This window comes from Streptomyces flavofungini, from assembly GCF_014650815.1.
Classification (GTDB): Bacteria; Actinomycetota; Actinomycetes; order Streptomycetales; family Streptomycetaceae; genus Streptomyces; species Streptomyces flavofungini.
On sequence record NZ_BMVR01000003.1, the window covers coordinates 521,010 to 540,949 of the forward strand.

A 19,940-nucleotide genomic window follows, 5' to 3' on the forward strand; every position below is an offset into this window, starting at 1 on the left:
CACCACGCCGCACCGGATGTCGCGGGCGACGGCGCGCCGACGGCGTACCGCACCGTCTTCGACGGCCGCGAACCCTTCCTGAACGACCATCAGGTACGCGGCCACCGCGTCCTGCCGGGCGCCGCGCACCTCGAAATGGCGCGCGCCGCCGTCGCCCGCACCGCCGGGGCGGACAGCCGCGTCCGGCTCGGCGACGTGGTGTGGCTGCGGCCCGCCACCTGCGCCGCCGATCGCCTGGAGACGCGGCTCGACCTGAAGCCGACGGCCACGGCGGACACGTACGCGTACACGCTGCACACCGTCGGACCCGACGGCGAGCCGCTGCTGTCCAGCCAGGGCCGCGCGAGCGTGGCCGAGGCGCCCGCCGAGCGTCCCGCGCTCCCGCTGGCGGACCTGCGGGCCGCCTGCGCCACGGCCGGCTTCTCCGCCGCCGAGATCTACGCCCTGTACGACCGCGTGGGCATGGCGTACGGCCCGGCGCAGCGCTCCCTGACGACGCTGACCGTCGGCACCGACACCGCCGGACGCCCGCAGGCACTGGCCGAACTGCGCCTGCCCGCGGCGGCGGAGGCCATCGGCGGCTACGGCCTGCACCCGAGCATCCTCGACGGCGCCCTGCAGGCGACCATCGGGCTCGGCCTCGGCGCCCGCACCGGCCCCGGCGAGCCGCCCGCCCGGCCCGCGCTGCCCTTCGCCCTGCAGGAGCTCGACGTCCTGGCCGCCACCCCGGCGACCGCGTACGCCTGGATCCGCTACCAGGACGGCAGCCGTCCCGGCGACACCTCCGCCAAGCTCGACGTGACCCTCCTCGACGAGGGGGGACGGGTGTGCGCGGAGCTGACCGGCCTGCTCGCGCGGGTGCTGCCCGCCGAGCCGACCGACGGCGCGCCCCTCGCCGAGCGCGCCCTGCCGTACCTGCGCGGCCAGCTCGCCGCCGCGCTCGAAGTCGACCCCGAACGCCTCGACGCAGACACGCCGTTGGAGTTCTACGGCATGGACTCCATGATGGCGATGGAGCTCACCCGGCACCTGGAGGACACCTTCGGCGTCCTGTCTAAGACGCTGTTCTTCGAGGTCCGTACGATCCGGGCGCTGAGCGAGCACTTCGCGGTCGAGTACCCGGAGCGGCTGCGGGCCGCGCTCGGCGCGGAGGCCGGGGACACCGGTGCGGGTGACCGCGTGCGGGCCGCTCCGGCGCAGTCGGACGCCCCCAGCACGGTGGGCTCCGTATCGGCGTCGGTCCCCTCTGCTCCCTCCTCCGCCCCCTTCACCGACGACATCGCGATCGTCGGCGTCAGCGGGCGCTACCCGCAGGCGGCGAACCTGGACGAGTTCTGGGACAACCTGCGCTCCGGCCGGGACTGCGTCACCGAGGTTCCGGCGGACCGCTGGGACCCCCGTGACCACGAGGGCACCTCGCGGTGGGGCGGGTTCCTCGACGGCGTCGACCGCTTCGACCCGCTGTTCTTCCGGGTGTCGCCGCGCGAGGCGGAGTTCCTCGACCCCCAGGAGCGGCTGTTCCTGGAGTGCGTCCACCACACCCTGGAGGACGCCGGGTACACCGGCGAGTCCCTGGCCCGCCAATCCGCCGAGCCCGGCGGCACCGGGGGCCTGGTCGCCACCGGCAAGGTCGGCGTGTTCGTCGGCGTGATGTACGAGGAGTACCAGCTGTACGGCGCCCAGGCGCAGGCACGGGGCCACCGCATCGCGCTGTCGGGCAGCCCGTCGTCCATCGCCAACCGCGTCTCGTACTTCTACGACTTCCACGGCCCGAGCATGGCCGTGGACACGATGTGCTCGTCCTCGCTCACGGCGATCCACCTGGCCTGCGAGGCCATCCGGAGCGGCCAGTGCGAGGCGGCGGTCGCGGGCGGCGTCAACGTGAGCGTCCACCCGAACAAGTACGTGATGCTGAGCCAGGGCAACTTCACGTCCAGCGACGGCCGTTGCCGCAGCTTCGGTGCGGGCGGCGACGGCTACGTGCCCGGTGAGGGCGTGGGCGCGGTCCTGCTCAAGCCGCTGCGGCGGGCCCTGGCCGACGGAGACCAGATCCACGCGGTCGTCAAGGGCACCGCGCTCAACCACGGCGGCAGGACCCACGGCTTCTCCGTGCCGAACCCGGCCGCCCAGGGCGACGTCATCGCCCGCGCGCTCGGCCGCGCCGGAGTCGCGCCGCACGAGCTGAGCTACCTGGAGGCGCACGGTACCGGCACGTCGCTCGGTGACCCCATCGAACTGGCCGGTCTGGTCAAGGCGTTCGGCCGCACGGCCGGTGCGACCGGGACGTCCGCCGCGACCTGCGCCATCGGCTCCGTGAAGTCCAACATCGGCCACTGCGAGAGCGCCGCCGGTATCGCCGGGGTCACCAAGGTGCTCCTCCAGATGCGCCACGGCGAGCTGGTGCCCAGCCTGCACGCGGAGGCGATCAACCCGAACCTGGACTTCGAGGGGACGCCGTTCACCGTGCAGCGCAGCGTGCAGCCGTGGCACGGGCAGCGCGTCGCGGGCGTCTCCAGCTTCGGCGCGGGTGGCGCCAACGCCCATGTCGTCCTGGCCGCTCCCCCGGCGCGGGGCGAGGCCGCCCCCGCCGCTTCGCCGCGTACCGTCACCGTGCCCCTGTCGGCCGCGACCGAGCCCCAACTGGTCGAAGCCGTAAGGCGGTTGCGTACCCGCGTGGACGAGCTGGCCGACGGTGATCTCGCCTCCCTCGCCTGGACGCTGCAGACCGGGCGGGTCGCGCTGGAGGAGCGGCTGGCGTTCACCGCGGACTCCCTGGCGTCGCTGCGTCGCACCCTCGACACGTTCCTGGCCGCCCCCGGCGCGTCCGGTGACTGGGTGCGCGGTCGCGTCCAGCAGGACCACGGCCCTGCCCGGGCCACGGGTGCGGGCGGGGTCCTCGCGCCTGAGGAGTGCGTGCGCCGGTGGGTCCGGGGCGAGGCTGTGGACTGGGAGGGGCCCTACGCGGAGGACGGTGCGGCCCGTCCGCGGCGGCTGAGTCTGCCTGGTTATCCCTTCGCGCGGGAGCGGCACTGGCTCGACCTGGAGGCGGGCGGCGGGGTCGTCCCGACCGCCCAGCCTGTTGCTTCCGCCGCGCCCGTCGGTTCCGTCGATTCGGTCGCGCGGGACGTCGAGTCCGAGCACGTGCTCCTGACGTATCCCGTGTGGGAGAACGAGGAGCTTCCCGGCACGGGACAGCACCCGGAACCGGCCGCCGACGCGGCGGCCGTGCCGGTCGCGGAGCGCCACGTCGTCGTCGTGGGCCGCCTCGCACCGGACGAGGATTCCGCGCTGACGGCGGCTCTGACGGCCGCGCTGCCGGGTGCGGTGCACCTGGAAGCCGTGCGGGTGGCGGACGACGCCCCCTTGGACGAGGCCTACGCGGCGGCGGCGCAGGCCGTGTTCGCGTGCGCGCGCGCCCTGCTGAGCGGTGGGGTGCGCGGCGGCGCGCTGCTGCAGGTCGTGCTCGTCGGCGACGGCAGCGGGGACGGCGGCCGGGAACCGGCGGGCCGGACCGTGTTCGGCGGTCTGAGCGGGCTGCTGAAGACCGTGTCCCTGGAGAACCCGAAGCTGCGTACCCAACTCGTCGACTGCCTCGACGGCGCGGCACCGGCCGTCGTCGCCGGGCGACTGCACGCGGAGACGGCCCCCGAGACCGCCCCCGAGGTGCGGTACCGCGCGGGCCGCCGCCAGGTCAGGCGGCTGACCGAACTCGCCGCGCGGCCCGCGGAGCCCACCGTGCCGTGGCGCGCGCGAGGCGTCTACCTGATCACGGGCGGCACCGGCGCCCTGGGCCTGCACACGGCCGGGGACATCGCCGCGGCCACCGCGGGCGCCACCGTCGTCCTCACCGGACGCTCGGCGCTCGGCGACGCACAGCGGCGGGCCGTCGAGGACCTGCGGGCCGCCGGACTGACCGTGGACCACCAGCGCGCGGACGTCACCGACCGCGCGGACGTCGAGCGGCTCGTCGCGCACATCACCCGCACCCACGGGCCGCTGACCGGCGTCGTGCACGCCGCGGGCGCGGTGCGCGACAACTTCGCCGTGCACAAGACGCCGGAGGAGTTCGAGGGTGTCCTGGCGCCGAAGGCCGCGGGCCTCGTGCACCTGGACGAGGCGACCCGGGACCAGCCCCTTGACCTGTTCCTCTGCTACTCGTCGATGACGGGCGCCCTCGGCAACGCGGGCCAGGCCGACTACGCGGCCGGCAACGCCTTCATGGACGCCTACGCCGCCCACCGGGGCCGCCTCGTGACCGCCGGGCTCCGGCACGGCCTCACCCTCTCCCTGAACTGGCCCCTGTGGGCGGACGGCGGGATGAGCGTGGACGCCGCCACCGAGGAACGGCTGCGGCGCATGGACCTCACCCCCCTCGACACCGAGAGCGGGCTGCGGGCCCTGCGCACCGGTGTCGCGGCCCGGCGCACCGGCCTGGACGACGGCCAACTGCTCGTCGTCGCCGGACGGCGCGAGGCGCTGCTGCCGCGGCTGACCGCGCGACCCGGCGGGACTCCGGAGGACCGGCACCGCCCGGCTCCGCGGGCCGAAACCCCGGCTCCGGGCGTGGAGCCCCCGGCTCCGGCCGAGCCCCGTACGAGCACGGCCGGGGACGACCGCGCCCTGCTCGACCGCACCCGGCGGCACCTGCGCCGGCACCTGGCCGCCGCCCTCAAGCTCGGCCAGGACCGGCTCGACGCCGAAGTGCCCCTGGAGCGCTACGGCATGGACTCCGTCCTGGCGATGAACCTGATCGCCCAGTTGGAGACGGACTTCGGCACCCTGCCCAAGACGCTGTTCTTCGAGGTCCAGACGGTCCGCGAGCTGGCCGAGTACTTCGTCGCCCAGCACGAGGAGGCGCTGCGCGCGCTGCTCGGCGTGCCGGTGGCCGTACCCGTGCCCGCGCCTGTTCCCGGGCCCGCTCCCGCCCCGGCCCCCCGCCCCACCCCGCCCACGCGGAACCCCCGCGACGAAGGCATCGCCGTCATCGGCCTCGCCGGACGCTACCCGGGCGCCGCCGACCCCGACGCCCTGTGGGGCCTGCTCCGCACCGGCGCCGACTGCGTCACCGAGGTCCCCGCCGACCGCTGGGACCACGACGCGCTGTTCGACCCGGACCGGGACGCGCCCGGCAAGAGCTACGGCAAGTGGGGCGGATTCCTCGACGGCGTCGAGCAGTTCGACCCGCTGCACTTCGGCATCTCGCCACGCGAGGCCGAGACCATGGACCCGCAGCAGCGGCTGTTCCTGGAGACGGTGTGGCAGCTCCTGGAGGGGAGCGGCGTCACCCAGGAGGCCATCGAGCACGGCTACGGCCGCCGGGTCGGCGTGTACGTCGGCGCGATGTACCAGATGTACCGGGCCGACCCCGCCGACGTGGTGCGCTCCGCCCTGACCTCGGCGGCCTCGTACAACCTGATCGCCAACCGCGTCTCGCACTTCTTCGGACTCGAAGGACCGAGCCTGGCCGTGGACGGCATGTGCGCGTCGTCGGCCGCCGCGATCCATCTGGCCTGCGCCGATCTGCTGAGCGGCGACAGCGAGCTGGCGATCGCCGGAGGCGTGAACCTGACGGTCCACCCCGACAAATACCGGGCGCTGTCCCGGGCGGGCCTCCTCGGCAGCGGCCCCGGCAGCCGCAGCTTCCGGGACGGCGACGGCTATCTGCCCGCCGAGGCGGTGGGCGCCGTGCTGCTCAAGCCGCTGGCCGCCGCCCGCCGCGACGGCGACACCGTGCACGCGGTCATCAAGGGCAGCGCCTCGCTGCACGGCGGCCGCGCGGGTCAGTTCATGGCGCCGAGCCGCAGGACGCAGGTCAACGTGGCCCGCAGGGCCCTGGAGAAGGCGGGCTGCGACCCCGCGTCGATCGGCTACGTGGAGGCCGCGGCCAACGGGTCCGCGCTCGGCGACGCCGTCGAGGCGGGCGCCCTGCGCGAGGTGTTCGGCGACGTCACCGAGCCCATCGCGCTCGGCTCGGTGAAGTCCAACCTGGGCCACCCCGAGGCCGCGTCCGGCATCGCCCAGCTCACCAAGGTCGTCCTCCAGCTGCGCCACCGGGAACTCGCACCGCGTACGGCGGTCGGTGCCCCCAACCCCGAACTCCGCCTGGACGAGGGTCCCTTGCGGCTGTGCGAGACCTTGACGCCGTGGGAGCCGCGGGCCGGCGGGCCCCGGCGCGCGCTGCTCAACTCCGTCGGCGCGGGCGGCAGCCACGTCAGCCTCGTCGTGGAGGAGGCGCCGGCCGCCGAGGCCCCCGAGGCCCCGCGCCCCGGCACCGACGAGCCGCAGCTGATCGTGCTCTCCGCCGGTGACGCCGACCGGCTGCGCACCGCGGCCCGGCTGCTGCGCGACTTCGTCGAGCGGGCCGACGGGGAAGGCGACGGCGCCGCGCTCGCGGACATCGCCCACACCCTCCAGGCGGGCCGGGAAGCCCTGCCCGCGCGCCTCGCGTTCGTCACGGACTCCCGCGCCGGGCTGCTCCGCGCGCTCGCCGAGTTCCTGGCCGGGCACCCGCCGTACGCCCAGCTGTACGTGGGCGACGCCGACGCCGGGGCGGGCACGCTCGGCGACCTGCTCGCGGGCGGCCACGGCGAGGCCTTCGTGCGCGCGCTCCTCGCCGACGGCGAGCTCGACCGCCTCGCCGAGCTGTGGGTGCGCGGCGGCCGGATCCCGTGGCGCGACCTGCACACGGGGCGGGGGCGCCGACTGGTGCCGCTGCCCACGACCGCGTTCCGGCGCAAGCGGTACTGGGTCGGCCACACGGGCACGCTCACGGCGCCCGCACCCGACCCGGCCGCACCGGCCGAGGCCGAGAGCGATGCGCGTCCGGCGACCGGCGGCGCCGACATCCTGCGCTACCTCGCGGACTACTTCTCCGCGGCCCTCGGCCTCGACCCGGGCGAACTCCCGCTGGACAAGGACCTGCACAGCGTCGGCGCCGACTCCATCCTGTGGGTCCGCCTGCAGCGCGCGGTCGACGCCGACCTCGGGCTCACGCTCACCACACGGGAGATCGTCGAGCTGGCCACCCTGGAGCGCATCGCGGAGCGGCTCACCGCCAAGCGCGCCCCCGACACCGGCCGACCCGACGTACGCGAAGCCGCAGCAGCCGTACCGGAAGAACCAGAAGCACCAGCCGTGCACGAAGAACCAGCCGCACCAGCCGCACCAGACGCACGCCAAGCGCGGGCCAAGGCCCTGGAGGAGTTCCGCCAGGGCCACGTCGGACTCGAAGAACTCAAGTCACTCATGAAGGAAGCACCGGGCGCGTGAACGAGGATCAGATTCTGGCGGGCTTCAAGGCGGGCCTCTACTCCGCCGACGACGTGCTCGCGTTCTACGAGCGGCTCCAGGACTCCGCGCGGGCGGGCACCGGGGACCGGCGTCCCCTGTCCGCGGGGCAGCAGGGCCTGTGGCTGCTGCACAAGCTGCGGCCCACCGCCGACGTGTACAACGTGCCGGTGTGCTTCCGCACGTCCGCGCCGTTCGACGTCGCGGTGTTCGAGGAGGCCTTCCGGCAGGTGACGTCCCGGCACACGCTGCTGCACAGCGTGGTCGCCGAGGACGAGGGCACCCCGTACCTGGTGCGCCGCCCGGCCGACGCCGAGCTGCCCTTCCGGCACCAGACCGTGCCCCAGGGCCTGCCCGACGACGTCCTGATCGCCCTGGCCCGCGAGCAGGCCAAGGCGCCCTTCGACCTGTACCAGGACGCCCCCGCGCGGGCCGTCGTGTACTCGGCGGGCACGGCCGACGCGCCCCGGACCCTCGTCCTGCTCGCCTTCCACCACCTGGTGTTCGACGGCGCGTCCACGCCCGTCCTGCTCCGCGACCTGCTGCGCACGTACGAGACGCTGCTGCGCGGCGGCACCCCCGAGCCCGCGTCGGCGCGGCACGACGCCTACGACGCGTTCGTGCGCTGGGAGGCGGACTTCCTCGCGGGGCCCGACGGCGCCCGCCACCGCGCCTTCTGGCAGGACACCCTGGCGGGCGACCTGCCCGCGCTGCGCCTCGACATCGAGCGCACGCCCGCGCCGGGCACCGCCGTGCGGGGCGAGACGGTCGCCCTGCCGCTGCCCCCGGAGCTCGCCGCGCGGGTACGCGACCTGTGCGCGGCCCGCGGCGTCAAGCCCGCGGTGCTCTTCCTCGCCGTGTACGAGCTGCTCCTGCACCGCTACAGCGGCGAGCGCGACCTGATCGTCGGCGTGCCGTCCCTGGGCCGGCCGGACGCCTCCTACGACGACGCCGTCGGCTACTACGTGAACATGCTGCCCGTGCGCCACGGCGTGCGCGGCGACGTGCCGTTCACCGACTTCCTGCGCGAGCTGACGCTCGTCATGGCCGACGGCCTCGACCACGCCGCGTACCCGTTCCCGCGCATGGTGCAGGACCTGAACCTGCGCACCGACCCCGGCACCTCGCCGGTCTTCCAGGTCTCGTACGTCTTCCAGAACCAGCGCATGATGCGCCTGACCGGCGACGACGTGCACGGCTCGGACCTCGCCCGGTCGCTGCGGTTCGTGGAGGAGATATCCCAGGAGGGGGAGTTCAAGCTCCACCTGGAGGTCGTCGAGCACGCCGCCGACGCCTACACGCTGCACCTCAAGTACGACGCCGAGCGGTTCGCCGCGGCCGACGTCGAGGGCTTCCTCGGCCACTACGAGACCCTGCTGCGCGCCCTGGCCGCGGACCCCGAACAACACCTCTCGGGCGCCTCGCACCTCTCGGACGGCGAACTCCGCCGACTCGACGACTGGAACGACACCCACCGCCGTTTCTCCGTAGAGCGCAGCCTGCCCGACCTGCTCGCCGACGCCGTCGCCCGCCACGGCGACCGCACCGCCCTCGTGTACGGCGAGCGGTCCCTGACGTACGCCGAACTCGCCGAGCGCACCGACGCCCTGGCCGCCGAACTGCGCCGCCGGGGCGTCACCGCGGACACTGTCGTCGGCCTCTGTATCGAACGTTCTATTGAGATGGTGATCGCCCTGTGGGCGGTCATGAAGGCGGGCGGCGCCTACCTCCCCCTGGAGCCGGACTATCCGGCCGAACGCCTTCGGTACATGATCGAGGACTCGGGCGCCGCCCTCGTCCTCACCCAGTCCGCCACCGACACGTCCGCCCTGACCGGGGCGTGCACGGTGCTCCGCCTGGATTGCGACGGACGGCCGATCTCCGACGGCGCCCTGGCCACCCGGGCGCCGGGCGCCCAGGACGCGGGTGCGCCCGCCCGGATCGCCCCCGGCGACCTCGCGTACGTCATCTACACCTCCGGCTCCACCGGCCGCCCCAAGGGCGTCATGGTCGAGCACCGCGCGGCCGTCAACCGCATCGAGTGGATGCAGCACGCGTACGCCCTCGGCGCCGACGACGCCGTACTGCAGAAGACGCCGTTCAGCTTCGACGTGTCCGTGTGGGAGTTCGTCTGGCCCCTCGTCACGGGTGCCCGCCTGGTCGTGGCCGCACCGGGCGGACACAAGGACCCCGCCTACCTGGTGTCGCTGATCCGGGCCGCGCAGATCACCACCGTGCACTTCGTGCCGCCCATGCTGCGGCTGCTCCTCGACCACGAGGGGTGGGCCCGCTGCACGTCGCTGCGCCAGGTCTTCTGCAGCGGCGAGGCCCTGCCGCCGGAGCTGCCCGCCCGGCACCACGCCCTGCACGGCGCGGCGCTGCACAACCTGTACGGGCCGACCGAGGCCGCCATCGACGTCACCCACTGGACCTGCCCGCCCGGCGCGGCGGCGGACACCGTGCCCATCGGCCGCCCCATCCAGAACATCCAGCTGCACGTCCTGAACGACCTGGGCCAGCGCCAGGCCGTCGGCTGCGCCGGTGAACTGCACATCGCCGGCGTCGGCCTGGCCCGCGGCTATCTCAACAACCCGGGCCTGACGCGTGAGCGGTTCGTCCCCAATCCCTTCGCCGACGCCCCGGACGCCCGCATGTACCGCACGGGCGACCTCGTCCGGTGGCTGCCGGACGGCACCCTGGAGTACCTCGGTCGCATCGACAACCAGGTCAAGCTGCGCGGCTTCCGCATCGAGCTCGGCGAGATCGAGGACCGCCTCTCCCGCCACCCCGCCGTGCGGTCCTGCGCGGTCCTCGCCCGCGAGGACACCCCCGGCGACCCGAAGCTTGTCGGCTACGTCGTCCCCGACCCGGCGCACACCGGCGACCTCCACGACGTACTCCTGCGCCACCTCGGACAGTCCCTGCCCGAGCACATGGTCCCCGGCGCCCTGGTCCGCCTGGACGCCCTGCCGCTGACCGCGAACGGCAAGCTCGACCGCAAGGCCCTCCCGGCACCCGACGCCGACGCCTACGCCGGGTCCGGCGAGCGCGTCGCCCCCGGCACGGCCACCGAGCGGACCCTCCTCGCCCTCTGCGCGACCCTGCTCGGCTTCGACGAGGACCGCATCGGCGTCCAGGACAACTTCTTCGCCCTGGGCGGCCACTCCCTGCTCATCCCGAAGCTGACCGCCCGCCTCCTCGACGAGGGCATCGACTGCGACCTGGGCAGCGTCTTCGCCGCCGCCACGCTCGCCGACCTGGCCGCCGCCATCGACGCGGCGGCAGCGCACGACGCGGCGGACCCCGACACCCCGGACGCCGGAACCGCCGCCACCCCGGCGCGCACCGCGTTCACCGTCCCGCCGAACGGCATTCCCGCCGACTGTGACCGCCTCACCCCCGACATGCTGCCCCTGGTCTCCCTCACCGAGGACGAACTCAAGGCGGTAGCCGCAGCGGTGCCCGGCGGCGCCCGCAACATCCAGGACGTCTACCCGCTGGCGGCCCTCCAGGAAGGAATGCTCTTCCACCACCTCAAGGAGGGCGGCCGCGACCCCTACGTCCTCTCCGGCGTGTTCTCCTTCGACAGCCGCTCCCACCTCGACGGCTTTGTCCGCGCCCTGCGCGCGGCCGTCGCCCGGCACGACGCGCTGCGCACCGCCGTCCTCACTCAGGGCCTGTCCCAGCCCGTCCAGGTCGTGGTGCGCCACGCCGACCTTGAGCCGGAGGAGTTCGAGCTGCCCGCGGGCACCGACACCGAGGACGAGATCCGCGACCTGCTCGCCCGCCCGCAGCCGATGCGCCTCGACCGGGCCCCGCTGATCCGGCTGCGCGCCACCCGGCAGCCCGGCACGGCCACCTGGTTCGCGGCCCTCAACCTGCACCACCTCGTCGACGACGCCACCTCGCTCGGCCTGCTGTTCCGCGAGATCGTCGCCCATATGACCGGCCGCGAGGCCGAGTTGGCCCCGCCCGCGCCGTACCGCGACTTCATCGCCCACGTCCAGCACCGCGCCCGGCAGCTGGACCCGGCGGAGCACTTCGCGGCCGTCCTCGGGGACGTCACCGAACCCACTGTGATGTTCGGGCTCCAGGACGTCCACGGCGACGGGCGCCGGGTCCTGGACCTGCGCCGCCCCCTGGACACCGGACTCGGGGAACGCGTCCGGGCCTGCGCGAAGGAACTGCGGGTCAGCCCCGCCACCCTGTTCCACGCGGGCTGGGCCCTGGTCGCGTCGGCGTGCAGCGGCCGCGACGACGTGGTCTTCGGCACCGTCATGTCCGGGCGCCTCCAGGGGCCGCGGGGCATCGAGCGGATGCTCGGCAACTTCATCAACACCCTGCCCGTGCGCGTCGACCTGACCGGCGCCAGTGTGGCCGCCCTCGTGCGCGCCACGGACCGGGCGCTGCGCGAGCTGGTACGCCACGAGCAGACCCCGCTCGCCGTCGCCCACCGGCACAGCGACGTACCGCCCGAGACCCCGCTGTTCAACGCGATCTTCAACTACCGGCACCTGGAGTCCGACGACCGCATCGACGACAGCGAGCTGGAGCGCGCGGGCGTCAGGTCCCTGGCGGGTGTCATCGAGCGGAGCAACTACCCCATCGCCCTCTCGGTCGACGACCTCGGGCACTCCTTCTCCCTCGACGCCCAGATCGACCAGGCCCAGGACGCCGCACTCGTCATCGGCTACCTGGAAACCGCCATGACGCGCCTCGTCGACGCCCTCACCACCGAGGGCGCGGAGCGGCGCCCCGCGCTGGAGCTGTCCGTCCTGAGTGACGCCCTGCGCCGTCAGGTCGTGGCGGAGTGGAACGCGGTGCCCGCGGTGGCTCCGGTGGCTCCGGTGGGGCGGTGCCTGCATGAGTGGTTCGAGGAGGTGGCTGCCGGGTCGCCGGATGCGGTGGCGGTGGAGTTTGAGAACTGCCGTGTTTCGTATGGGGAGTTGAATGCGCGGGCGAATCGGCTGGCGCGGCATCTGCGGGGGCTCGGTGTGGGGCCGGATGTGCTGGTGGCGCTGTGCCTGTCGCGCAGCGAGCAGCTGGTTGTGGCCGTGCTCGCGGTGCTGAAGGCGGGTGGCGCGTACGTGCCGGTGGATCCGGCGTCTCCGGCGGACCGGCTCGCGCACATCCTCAACGACAGCGCGCCGCGCGTGCTGGTGTCGGACGGGGCGCTGCCCGAGGGGCTGACCGTTCCGTCGGTCCCGGTCGTGGATGTACGCGCGGACGCCGACCAGTGGGCCGACCTGTCGGCGGACGACGTCACCGGCACGGGCGTGGGCCCCTCGAACATCGCGTACGTCATCTACACGTCGGGTTCGACCGGTGTGCCCAAGGGCGTCATGGTCGAGCACGGCAATGTGGTGCGGCTGTTCACGTCGACCGACGAGTGGTTCCGCTTCGGGGAGCGGGATGTGTGGGCGCTGTTCCACTCGTTCGCGTTCGACTTCTCGGTGTGGGAGATCTGGGGCGCGCTGCTGCACGGCGGCCGTCTGGTGGTCGTACCGCAGGCCGTCACGCGCAGCCCGCAGGACTTCTACCGGCTGCTGTGCGCCTCGGGTGTGACGGTCCTGAACCAAACACCCAGCGCCTTCCGGCAGTTGATCGCCGCCCAGGGCGACGACGACCCCGAACCGCACGCGGTGCGCGTGGTCGTGTTCGGCGGTGAGGCCCTGGAAATGGCCTCGCTGAAGCCGTGGTTGCGGCGCGCGGTGAACAAGGGCACCGAGCTGGTGAACATGTACGGCATCACCGAGACCACCGTGCACGTGACGTACCGGCTGCTGACCGAGGCCGACACCGAGCGGTCGGTCAGCCCGATCGGGGAACGCATCCCCGACCTGCGCACCTACGTCCTCGACGGGCACGGCCAGCCGGTGCCGGTCGGTGTCGTGGGGGAGTTGTACGTCGGCGGGGCGGGGGTGGCCCGTGGCTATCTGAACCGGCCCGAGCTGACCGCCGAGCGGTTCCTGGAGGACCCGTTCTGCGGTGAGCCGGGCGGGCGGATGTACCGCTCGGGTGACCTGGCCCGTTGGCAGGTGGACGGTTCCCTCGAATACCTGGGCCGCAACGACGACCAGGTGAAGATCCGCGGGTTCCGGATCGAGCTGGGCGAGATCGAGGCCCGCCTCACCGAACACCCCGCCGTCCAGGACGCCCGCGTCATCGCCCGCGAGGACACCCCCGGCGACAAGCAACTCGTCGCCTACACCGTCCTGCGCGAGCGCGCCGCCGAGCCGGACGCACGCGAGGCCGCCGCCGACGCCCCGCACCCGCGCGAGACCATCGCCGACCCGGACCTCCGCGCCGACCTCGCCCGCCACCTGCGCCGGAGCCTGCCCGACTACATGGTCCCCGGCGCCTTCGTGGACCTGGCACGGCTGCCCATCACCGGCAACGGCAAGCTCGACCGCGAGGCGCTGCCCGCCCCCGGCATCGAGGCCTTCGCGCAGCGCGCGTACACCGCGCCGGGCACCGCCACCGAGCGGACGCTCGCCGCCGCCTGGGCCGAACTCCTCGGCTTCGACGAGGACCGCATCAGCGCGCACGACAACTTCTTCGCGCTCGGCGGGCACTCGCTGCTCATCACCGTCCTCATCGCCCGCCTGAAGGAGCACGGGCTCGAGGTCGCCGTCCGCAGTGTCTTCAGCAGCCCCACGCTCGCCGACCTCGCCGCCGAGATCGACAGCGCCGACCCGGAGGCCACCGGCTACACCGTGCCCGCCCGGGCGATCCCGGCGGGCTGCGAGCGGATCACCCCGCCGATGCTGCCGCTGGCCGAGCTGAGCCAGGCCGACATCGACGCCGTCGTGTCCCGCGTACCCGGCGGCGCCCCCAACGTGCAGGACGTCTACCCCCTCGTACCGTCGCAGGAAGGGATCCTCTTCCATCACCTGATGGATCCCGGCAACGACCCGTACGTCATCCCGATCCTGCTGACGGTCCCCGACGAGGACGTCTGCGACGCCTTCGTGGCCGCCCTGCAGCAGCTCGTGGACCGGCACGACGTGATGCGCACGGCCGTCGTCACCGAAGGCCTCGGCGAACCCGTGCAGGTGGTGCTGCGCGCGGTGCCCCTCGACGTCGAGCACCGGGCGCTCGACGCCGCCGACTCCGACGCGGCCGAGGCCCAGGCCCGCGGCTGGCTCGCCGACCCGGGGAGCATCGCGCTCGACCGGGCACCGCTGCTGCGGCTCGCCGTCGCCGCCGACCCGCACTCCGAGCGGCGCTTCCTGCTGCTGCGCGTGCACCACCTCATCGAGGACGCGACCTCGCTGCGCCTCATCCTCGAAGAGCTCGCCGCCCACCTGGCGGGCCGCACCGCCGACCTCACCGCGCCCCCGGCCTACCGGGACTTCGTCGGCCACACCCTGCACCAGCTAGCCACGAACGACGCCGAGGCGTACTTCCGCCGCGAGTTGGGCGACCTCACCGAGCCCACCACACCGTTCCAGCTCGTAGACGTGCACGGCGACGGCAGCCGCGTACGTGACCTGCGCCGCTCGCTGCCCGCCGACCTCACGGGACGGCTGCGCGAGCAGGCGCAGCGGCTGCGGATCAGCCCGGCCGCGCTGTTCCACGCCGGGTGGGCCCTGGTCACGGCGGCCACCAGCGGGCGCGACGACGTGGTGTTCGGCACGGTCCTCTCCGGCCGCCTCCAGGGCGTCCCCGGTGTCGAGCGGATGCTCGGCAACTTCATCAACACCCTGCCGCTGCGGGTCCGCCTCGAAGGCCGCAGCGTCAAGGAGCTGGTGTCCGCCGTGGACACCTCGCTCAAGGAGCTGATCTCCTTCGAGCAGAGCGCGCTCACCCTCGCCCAGCGCTCCAGCGGCCTGGACAGCGACGCCACCCTGTTCAGCTCGATGATCAACTACCGGTACTTCGAACCGCGCCGCGGCGACCAGGGCGCGGCCACCCTCGACGAACTCGGCATCCGCTGGCTGGGCTCCCTCGACCGCACCAACTACCCGGTGGGCGTGTCCGTCGACGACACCGGCACCGAACTGTCCCTCAACGCCCAAGTCGACGCGGCCCTGTCACCGGACGCCGTGCTCGGCTACCTGGAGGCCGCCGTGTCCGGCCTCGTCGACGCACTGGCCGCCGCCGACGGCACCGGCACCCGGGCGCTCGACATCGACATCCTCCCGGCGGCGGAACGCCACCGCCTGCTGACCGAGTGGAACGACACCGACAAGCCGTACCCCGACGACCACTGCCTCTTCGAACTCTTCGAAGAGCACGTCCGGCTGCGCCCCGACGCCATCGCCGTCGAGTACGGCGACCAGCGGCTGACCTACGCCGAGACCGACGCGCGCGCCAACCGCGTCGCGCACCACCTGCGCGACCAGGGCGTCGGCCCCGACACGCTGGTCGGCCTGTGCGCCCGCCGCTCGCCGGAGCTCGTGACCGGCCTGCTCGGCATCCTCAAGGCGGGCGGCGCGTACGTGCCCATCGACCCGGACTACCCCCAGGAGCGCATCCGCACCCTGGTGGCCACGTCCGGCGTGGAGATCGTGCTCAGCCAGTCCCACCTGTCGTCCGTGCTCCTCGACGGCGACGGCGACGGGACGGGCGGGGGCAAGCGCGTCGAGGTCGTCCACCTCGACACCGGCGAACGCGCCGCCGACGGGGCCCAGGTCCTCGCCGACCGCCCGGAGCACGGCCTGTCCCGTGCCGCGCTCGGCCTCACGCCCGAGCACCTGGCGTACGTCATCTTCACCTCCGGCTCCACCGGGGTCCCCAAGGGCGTCCTCGTGGAACAGCGTGGCGTCGTCCGCCTGGTGCGCAACCCGGACTACTTCCCGACCGACCCCGACACCGTCGTCCTGCACCACTCGTCGATCTCGTTCGACGTCGGCTCCCAGGAAGTCCTCGGCCCGCTGCTGTGCGGCGGCCGGCTCGTCCTGCACGACGGGGACGCCAAGGACGTGGGCGCGCTCCTCGACCGCGTCGAGCGCTCCGGCGTGACGATGATGGCTCTGTCCGCGGCCTTCCTGCCCGCCTACGCCGAGGCCGCGCAGGGGCGGCGGCTGCCGCTCACCTATCTGGGCGTCGGCGGCGAGGCGTTCTCCGCCAAGGACGTACGCCGCCTGCACGCGGCCCACCCCGGCCTGACCGTCGTCAACGCCTACGGCCCCACCGAGAACAGCATCGCCTCCACCTGCCACGTGATCCCCCGGGACCTCGCCGAGGACGCGGTCATCCCCATCGGCAGGCCCATCGCCCAGTCGACCGCCCACGTGCTCGACGCGCACCTGCACCCCGTGCCCCTGGGCGTCGTCGGCGAGCTGTGCGTGGGCGGCCCCGGCGTGGCCCGCGGCTACCTCGGCAACCCCGAGCTGACGGACGACCGGTTCGTCGCCGACCCCTTCGCCACGGCGCCCGGGGCCCGGCTCTACCGCACCGGTGACCTGGTGCGCCGACGGCCCGACGGGGACCTGGAGTTCATCGGCCGCGTCGACGACCAGGTGAAGGTCCGCGGCTTCCGGGTGGAACTCGGCGAGATCGAGAACGCGCTGCAGTCCCACCCCGGCGTACGCGGCGCCGTCGTCACCACCCAGGCCACCGGCGAGACCAAGAAGCTCGTCGCCTACGTACGGCCCACCACCGCATGGCTGGACGACACCGCGCGCGAGCAGAACGCCGAGCACCTCGAGCAGTGGCAGGAACTCTTCGAGGACCAGTACGGAAGCGACGCGTCCGACACCCGGGAGGCGGCCCGGTCGGCCGCGCCCGGCGACGACCTCAACCTGATCGGCTGGAACAGCAGTTACTCCGGCGACGCCATCCCCGAGGCCGAGATGCGCGCCTGGATCGACGGCACCGTCGAGCAGATCGAGGCACTGCGCCCCCGCAGGCTCCTGGAGGTCGGCTGCGGCACGGGCCTGCTCCTGTTCCGCTACGCGGGCGCCTGCGAGGCCGTGCACGCCGTCGACATCTCCGCGTCCGCCCTCGCCGGAGTGCGGCGCGGCGCGGACCGCCGCGGCTGGTCGCACGTCACCCTCGCGCAGGGCGACGCCCGGTCGGTGACGGTGCCCGAGGGCCCCGACGGTCCGGAGAAGTTCGACACCGTCGTCATCAACTCCGTGGTCCAGTACTTCCCGAACCGGCTGTATCTGGAAGAGGTGATCGAGCGGCTGCTGCCGCTGGTCGCCGACGGCGGCCGGATCCTCGTCGGCGACGTCAGGAACCTCGACCTGTTCGCCGCGCACGTCACGGCCGTGGAGCGCAGCCGCCTCGCCGTGCCCGTCACCGTGCCCACGCTGGCCCGCCAGGTGCAGCGCCGCCGCCAGCAGGAGGGCGAACTCCTCGTCAGCCCGAGCTGGTTCGCCGGACTCACCCGACGCTTCGCGGACATCGGCGCCGTCGACATCACCGTCAAGCGCGGCACCGGCGACAACGAAATGCTCAGCTACCGCTACGACGTCGTGCTCACCAAGGGCGCGGCCGCTCCACGTACCGGGGAACTGCCCTGGCTGCACGCCACCACGCCCGACGAACTGCGCGCCCTGCTCGCCGACGGCGGGCCCGCGCGGTTCGGCGTGACGGGCCTGGACAACCCGCGGATCGCCGACGACGTGCGCGTCGCCGAGAGCCTGCGCGGCGCCACCGCGCACAGCCATGTGGAGCCGCTCGGCGCGCGCCGTCTCACGGCCGCCGCCGACCGGCGGGCGCGCGACCTGGAGGACGCCCTGGCCCACGCCGAGGACCTCGGCTACCGGGTCGCCGTGACCTGGTCCCAGGACCGCCTCGACGGCCTCGACGTGATCCTCGCCAAGGGGGAGCGGCCGCACGCCAGGGCCCGCGCCGCCTACAGCGCGACGTACCTGGCGAACGTGCCGCAGGTGGCGAGCTGCGGCCAGGCCCTGACCCGGGCACTCAAGGACCACCTGTCGGGCAAGATCCCCGACTACATGGTGCCCAGCGTCTTCGTGGCCCTCGAAGAGCTGCCGCTCACCCCCAACGGCAAGGTCGACAAGCGCGCCCTGCCCGCGCCGGACGAGACCGACCTCCACAAGGAGGCCTACGTCGCGCCGACCACCGCCACCGAACAGGCGCTGTGCCGCCTCGTCCAGGACGTCCTCGGCCTGGAGCGGGTCGGCCTGGGCGACAGCTTCTTCGACCTCGGCGGGCACTCGCTGCTCGCCACCCGGCTCACCATCCGCGTCAAGCAGGAGACCGGCAAGGAGCTGCCGCTGCAGTCGATCCTCGCCGGGGCCCCGCTCGGCGAGCTGGCCGCGGGACTCGACGCCGCGGCCCGGCCCACCGACGCCGAGACCGTCCCGCTGGCGCCCGTCACCGGCGGCGACGCCCCGCTCTCGTACCAGCAGCGCGAACTGTGGTTCCTGAACCCGCGCGAGCACCTCGGCTCGGCGTACGACAACGTGCAGATGGCCTACCGGATCATCGGCCGCCTCGACCGCGCCGCCTACGCCCGCGCCTTCGAGACGCTCGTGGCCCGGCACGCCGTGCTGCGCACCAGCTACCTGCGGACGGACGAGGGCTACGTCCAGCGGGTCAACGACGCCACCGGCTTCGCCGTCGCCTTCGAGGACGTCGGCGGGGACAGCGCGGTCGCCGAGCTGCTGCGCGCCGAGCGGCCGCGCCCGTTCCGGCCCGAGGACCAGTTCCCGCTGCGCGTCCACATCCTGACGCTCACGCCGTACGAGCATGTCGCCGTCGTGACCCGCCCCTGGGGCATCTTCGACGGCTGGTCGACCGGCGTCTTCGTCGCCGAACTCAACACCGCCTACCAGGCGCTGTCCCGGGGCGAGGAGCCGGACCTGCCCGAACTGCCCGTCCAGTACGCGGACTTCGCGCACTGGCAGCGGCAGGTCGTCGACGCCGAGGCGCGCGGACGACAGGAGGCGTACTGGCGTGCCCAGCTCGCCGGACTGCCCGCACGCGCGGGCCTGCGCACCGACTACCAGCGGCCCGCGACGAAGTCGTACCAGGGAGCCGCGGTCGAGGTGAAGGTGCCGGCGGACGTGCTCGGGCAGCTCAAGCGCGTCAGCCAGGAGAGCGGCGGCACGCTCTACATGACGCTCCTGGCGGCCTTCGCCACGCTCCTCGGCGCCCACACCCAGGACCGGGAGCTGGCCATCGGCTCGCCCGTGACCAACCGGCCGCACCCGGACCTCGAACGCCTTGTCGGATACTTCATCAACGTCCTGGTGCTGCGCCTCGACGTACGCCCCGACCAGGCCTTCGACGAACTGCTCGGACAGACCCGGCGCGTCACCGCGGCGGCCCACGAGCACAAGGACATCCCGTTCGCCGACCTGGTCGCGGCCCTCGTGCCCGAGCCGGACCCGGCCCACTCGCCGCTGTTCCAGGTCATGTTCAACCTGGTGCCCGCCGCCGAGGGCGCGCCGCCCGGCGCCGCCGACCCGGGCGCCCTCGGCTTCCTGCCGCTGCCCACCGACAGCGGCACGGCGAAGTTCGACCTCAACCTCGTCGTCCGGGAAACCCCCGACGGCCTGCACGGATACCTGGAGTACAGCACCGACCTGTACGCCAGGAGCACCGTCGAGGAGATGGCGGCCGACTACCAGCGGCTGCTCCTCAAGATCGTGACGCGGCCGGGCGCGAGCCTGGCGAAGCTGCGCGACGCGGCGGCGGACGGAGCTCTCGGATGAGCCCCGGCCTCGTCG

The 19,940-nt window shown here is 73.8% G+C and carries 2 protein-coding genes (1 of these 2 only partly in view); both read left to right on the top strand.

The genetic code is table 11. The annotated features are described in order from the left end of the window. A protein-coding gene (locus IE274_RS39360; RefSeq protein ID WP_198897931.1) for an SDR family NAD(P)-dependent oxidoreductase crosses the window boundary here: on the top strand, positions 1-7,269 show its 3' portion. Its footprint begins 6,990 nt before the window's first position; 7,269 of the gene's 14,259 nt are visible here — the last part of the coding sequence; the start codon falls outside the window, past its left edge; the stop codon is at positions 7,267-7,269. After that, positions 7,266-19,925, top strand: coding sequence for a non-ribosomal peptide synthetase (locus IE274_RS09430; protein WP_190115153.1), 12,660 nt, complete (start codon positions 7,266-7,268; stop codon positions 19,923-19,925). The genes IE274_RS39360 and IE274_RS09430 overlap by 4 nt, the downstream gene beginning before the upstream one ends. The last annotated feature ends 15 nt before the right edge of the window (positions 19,926-19,940 follow it).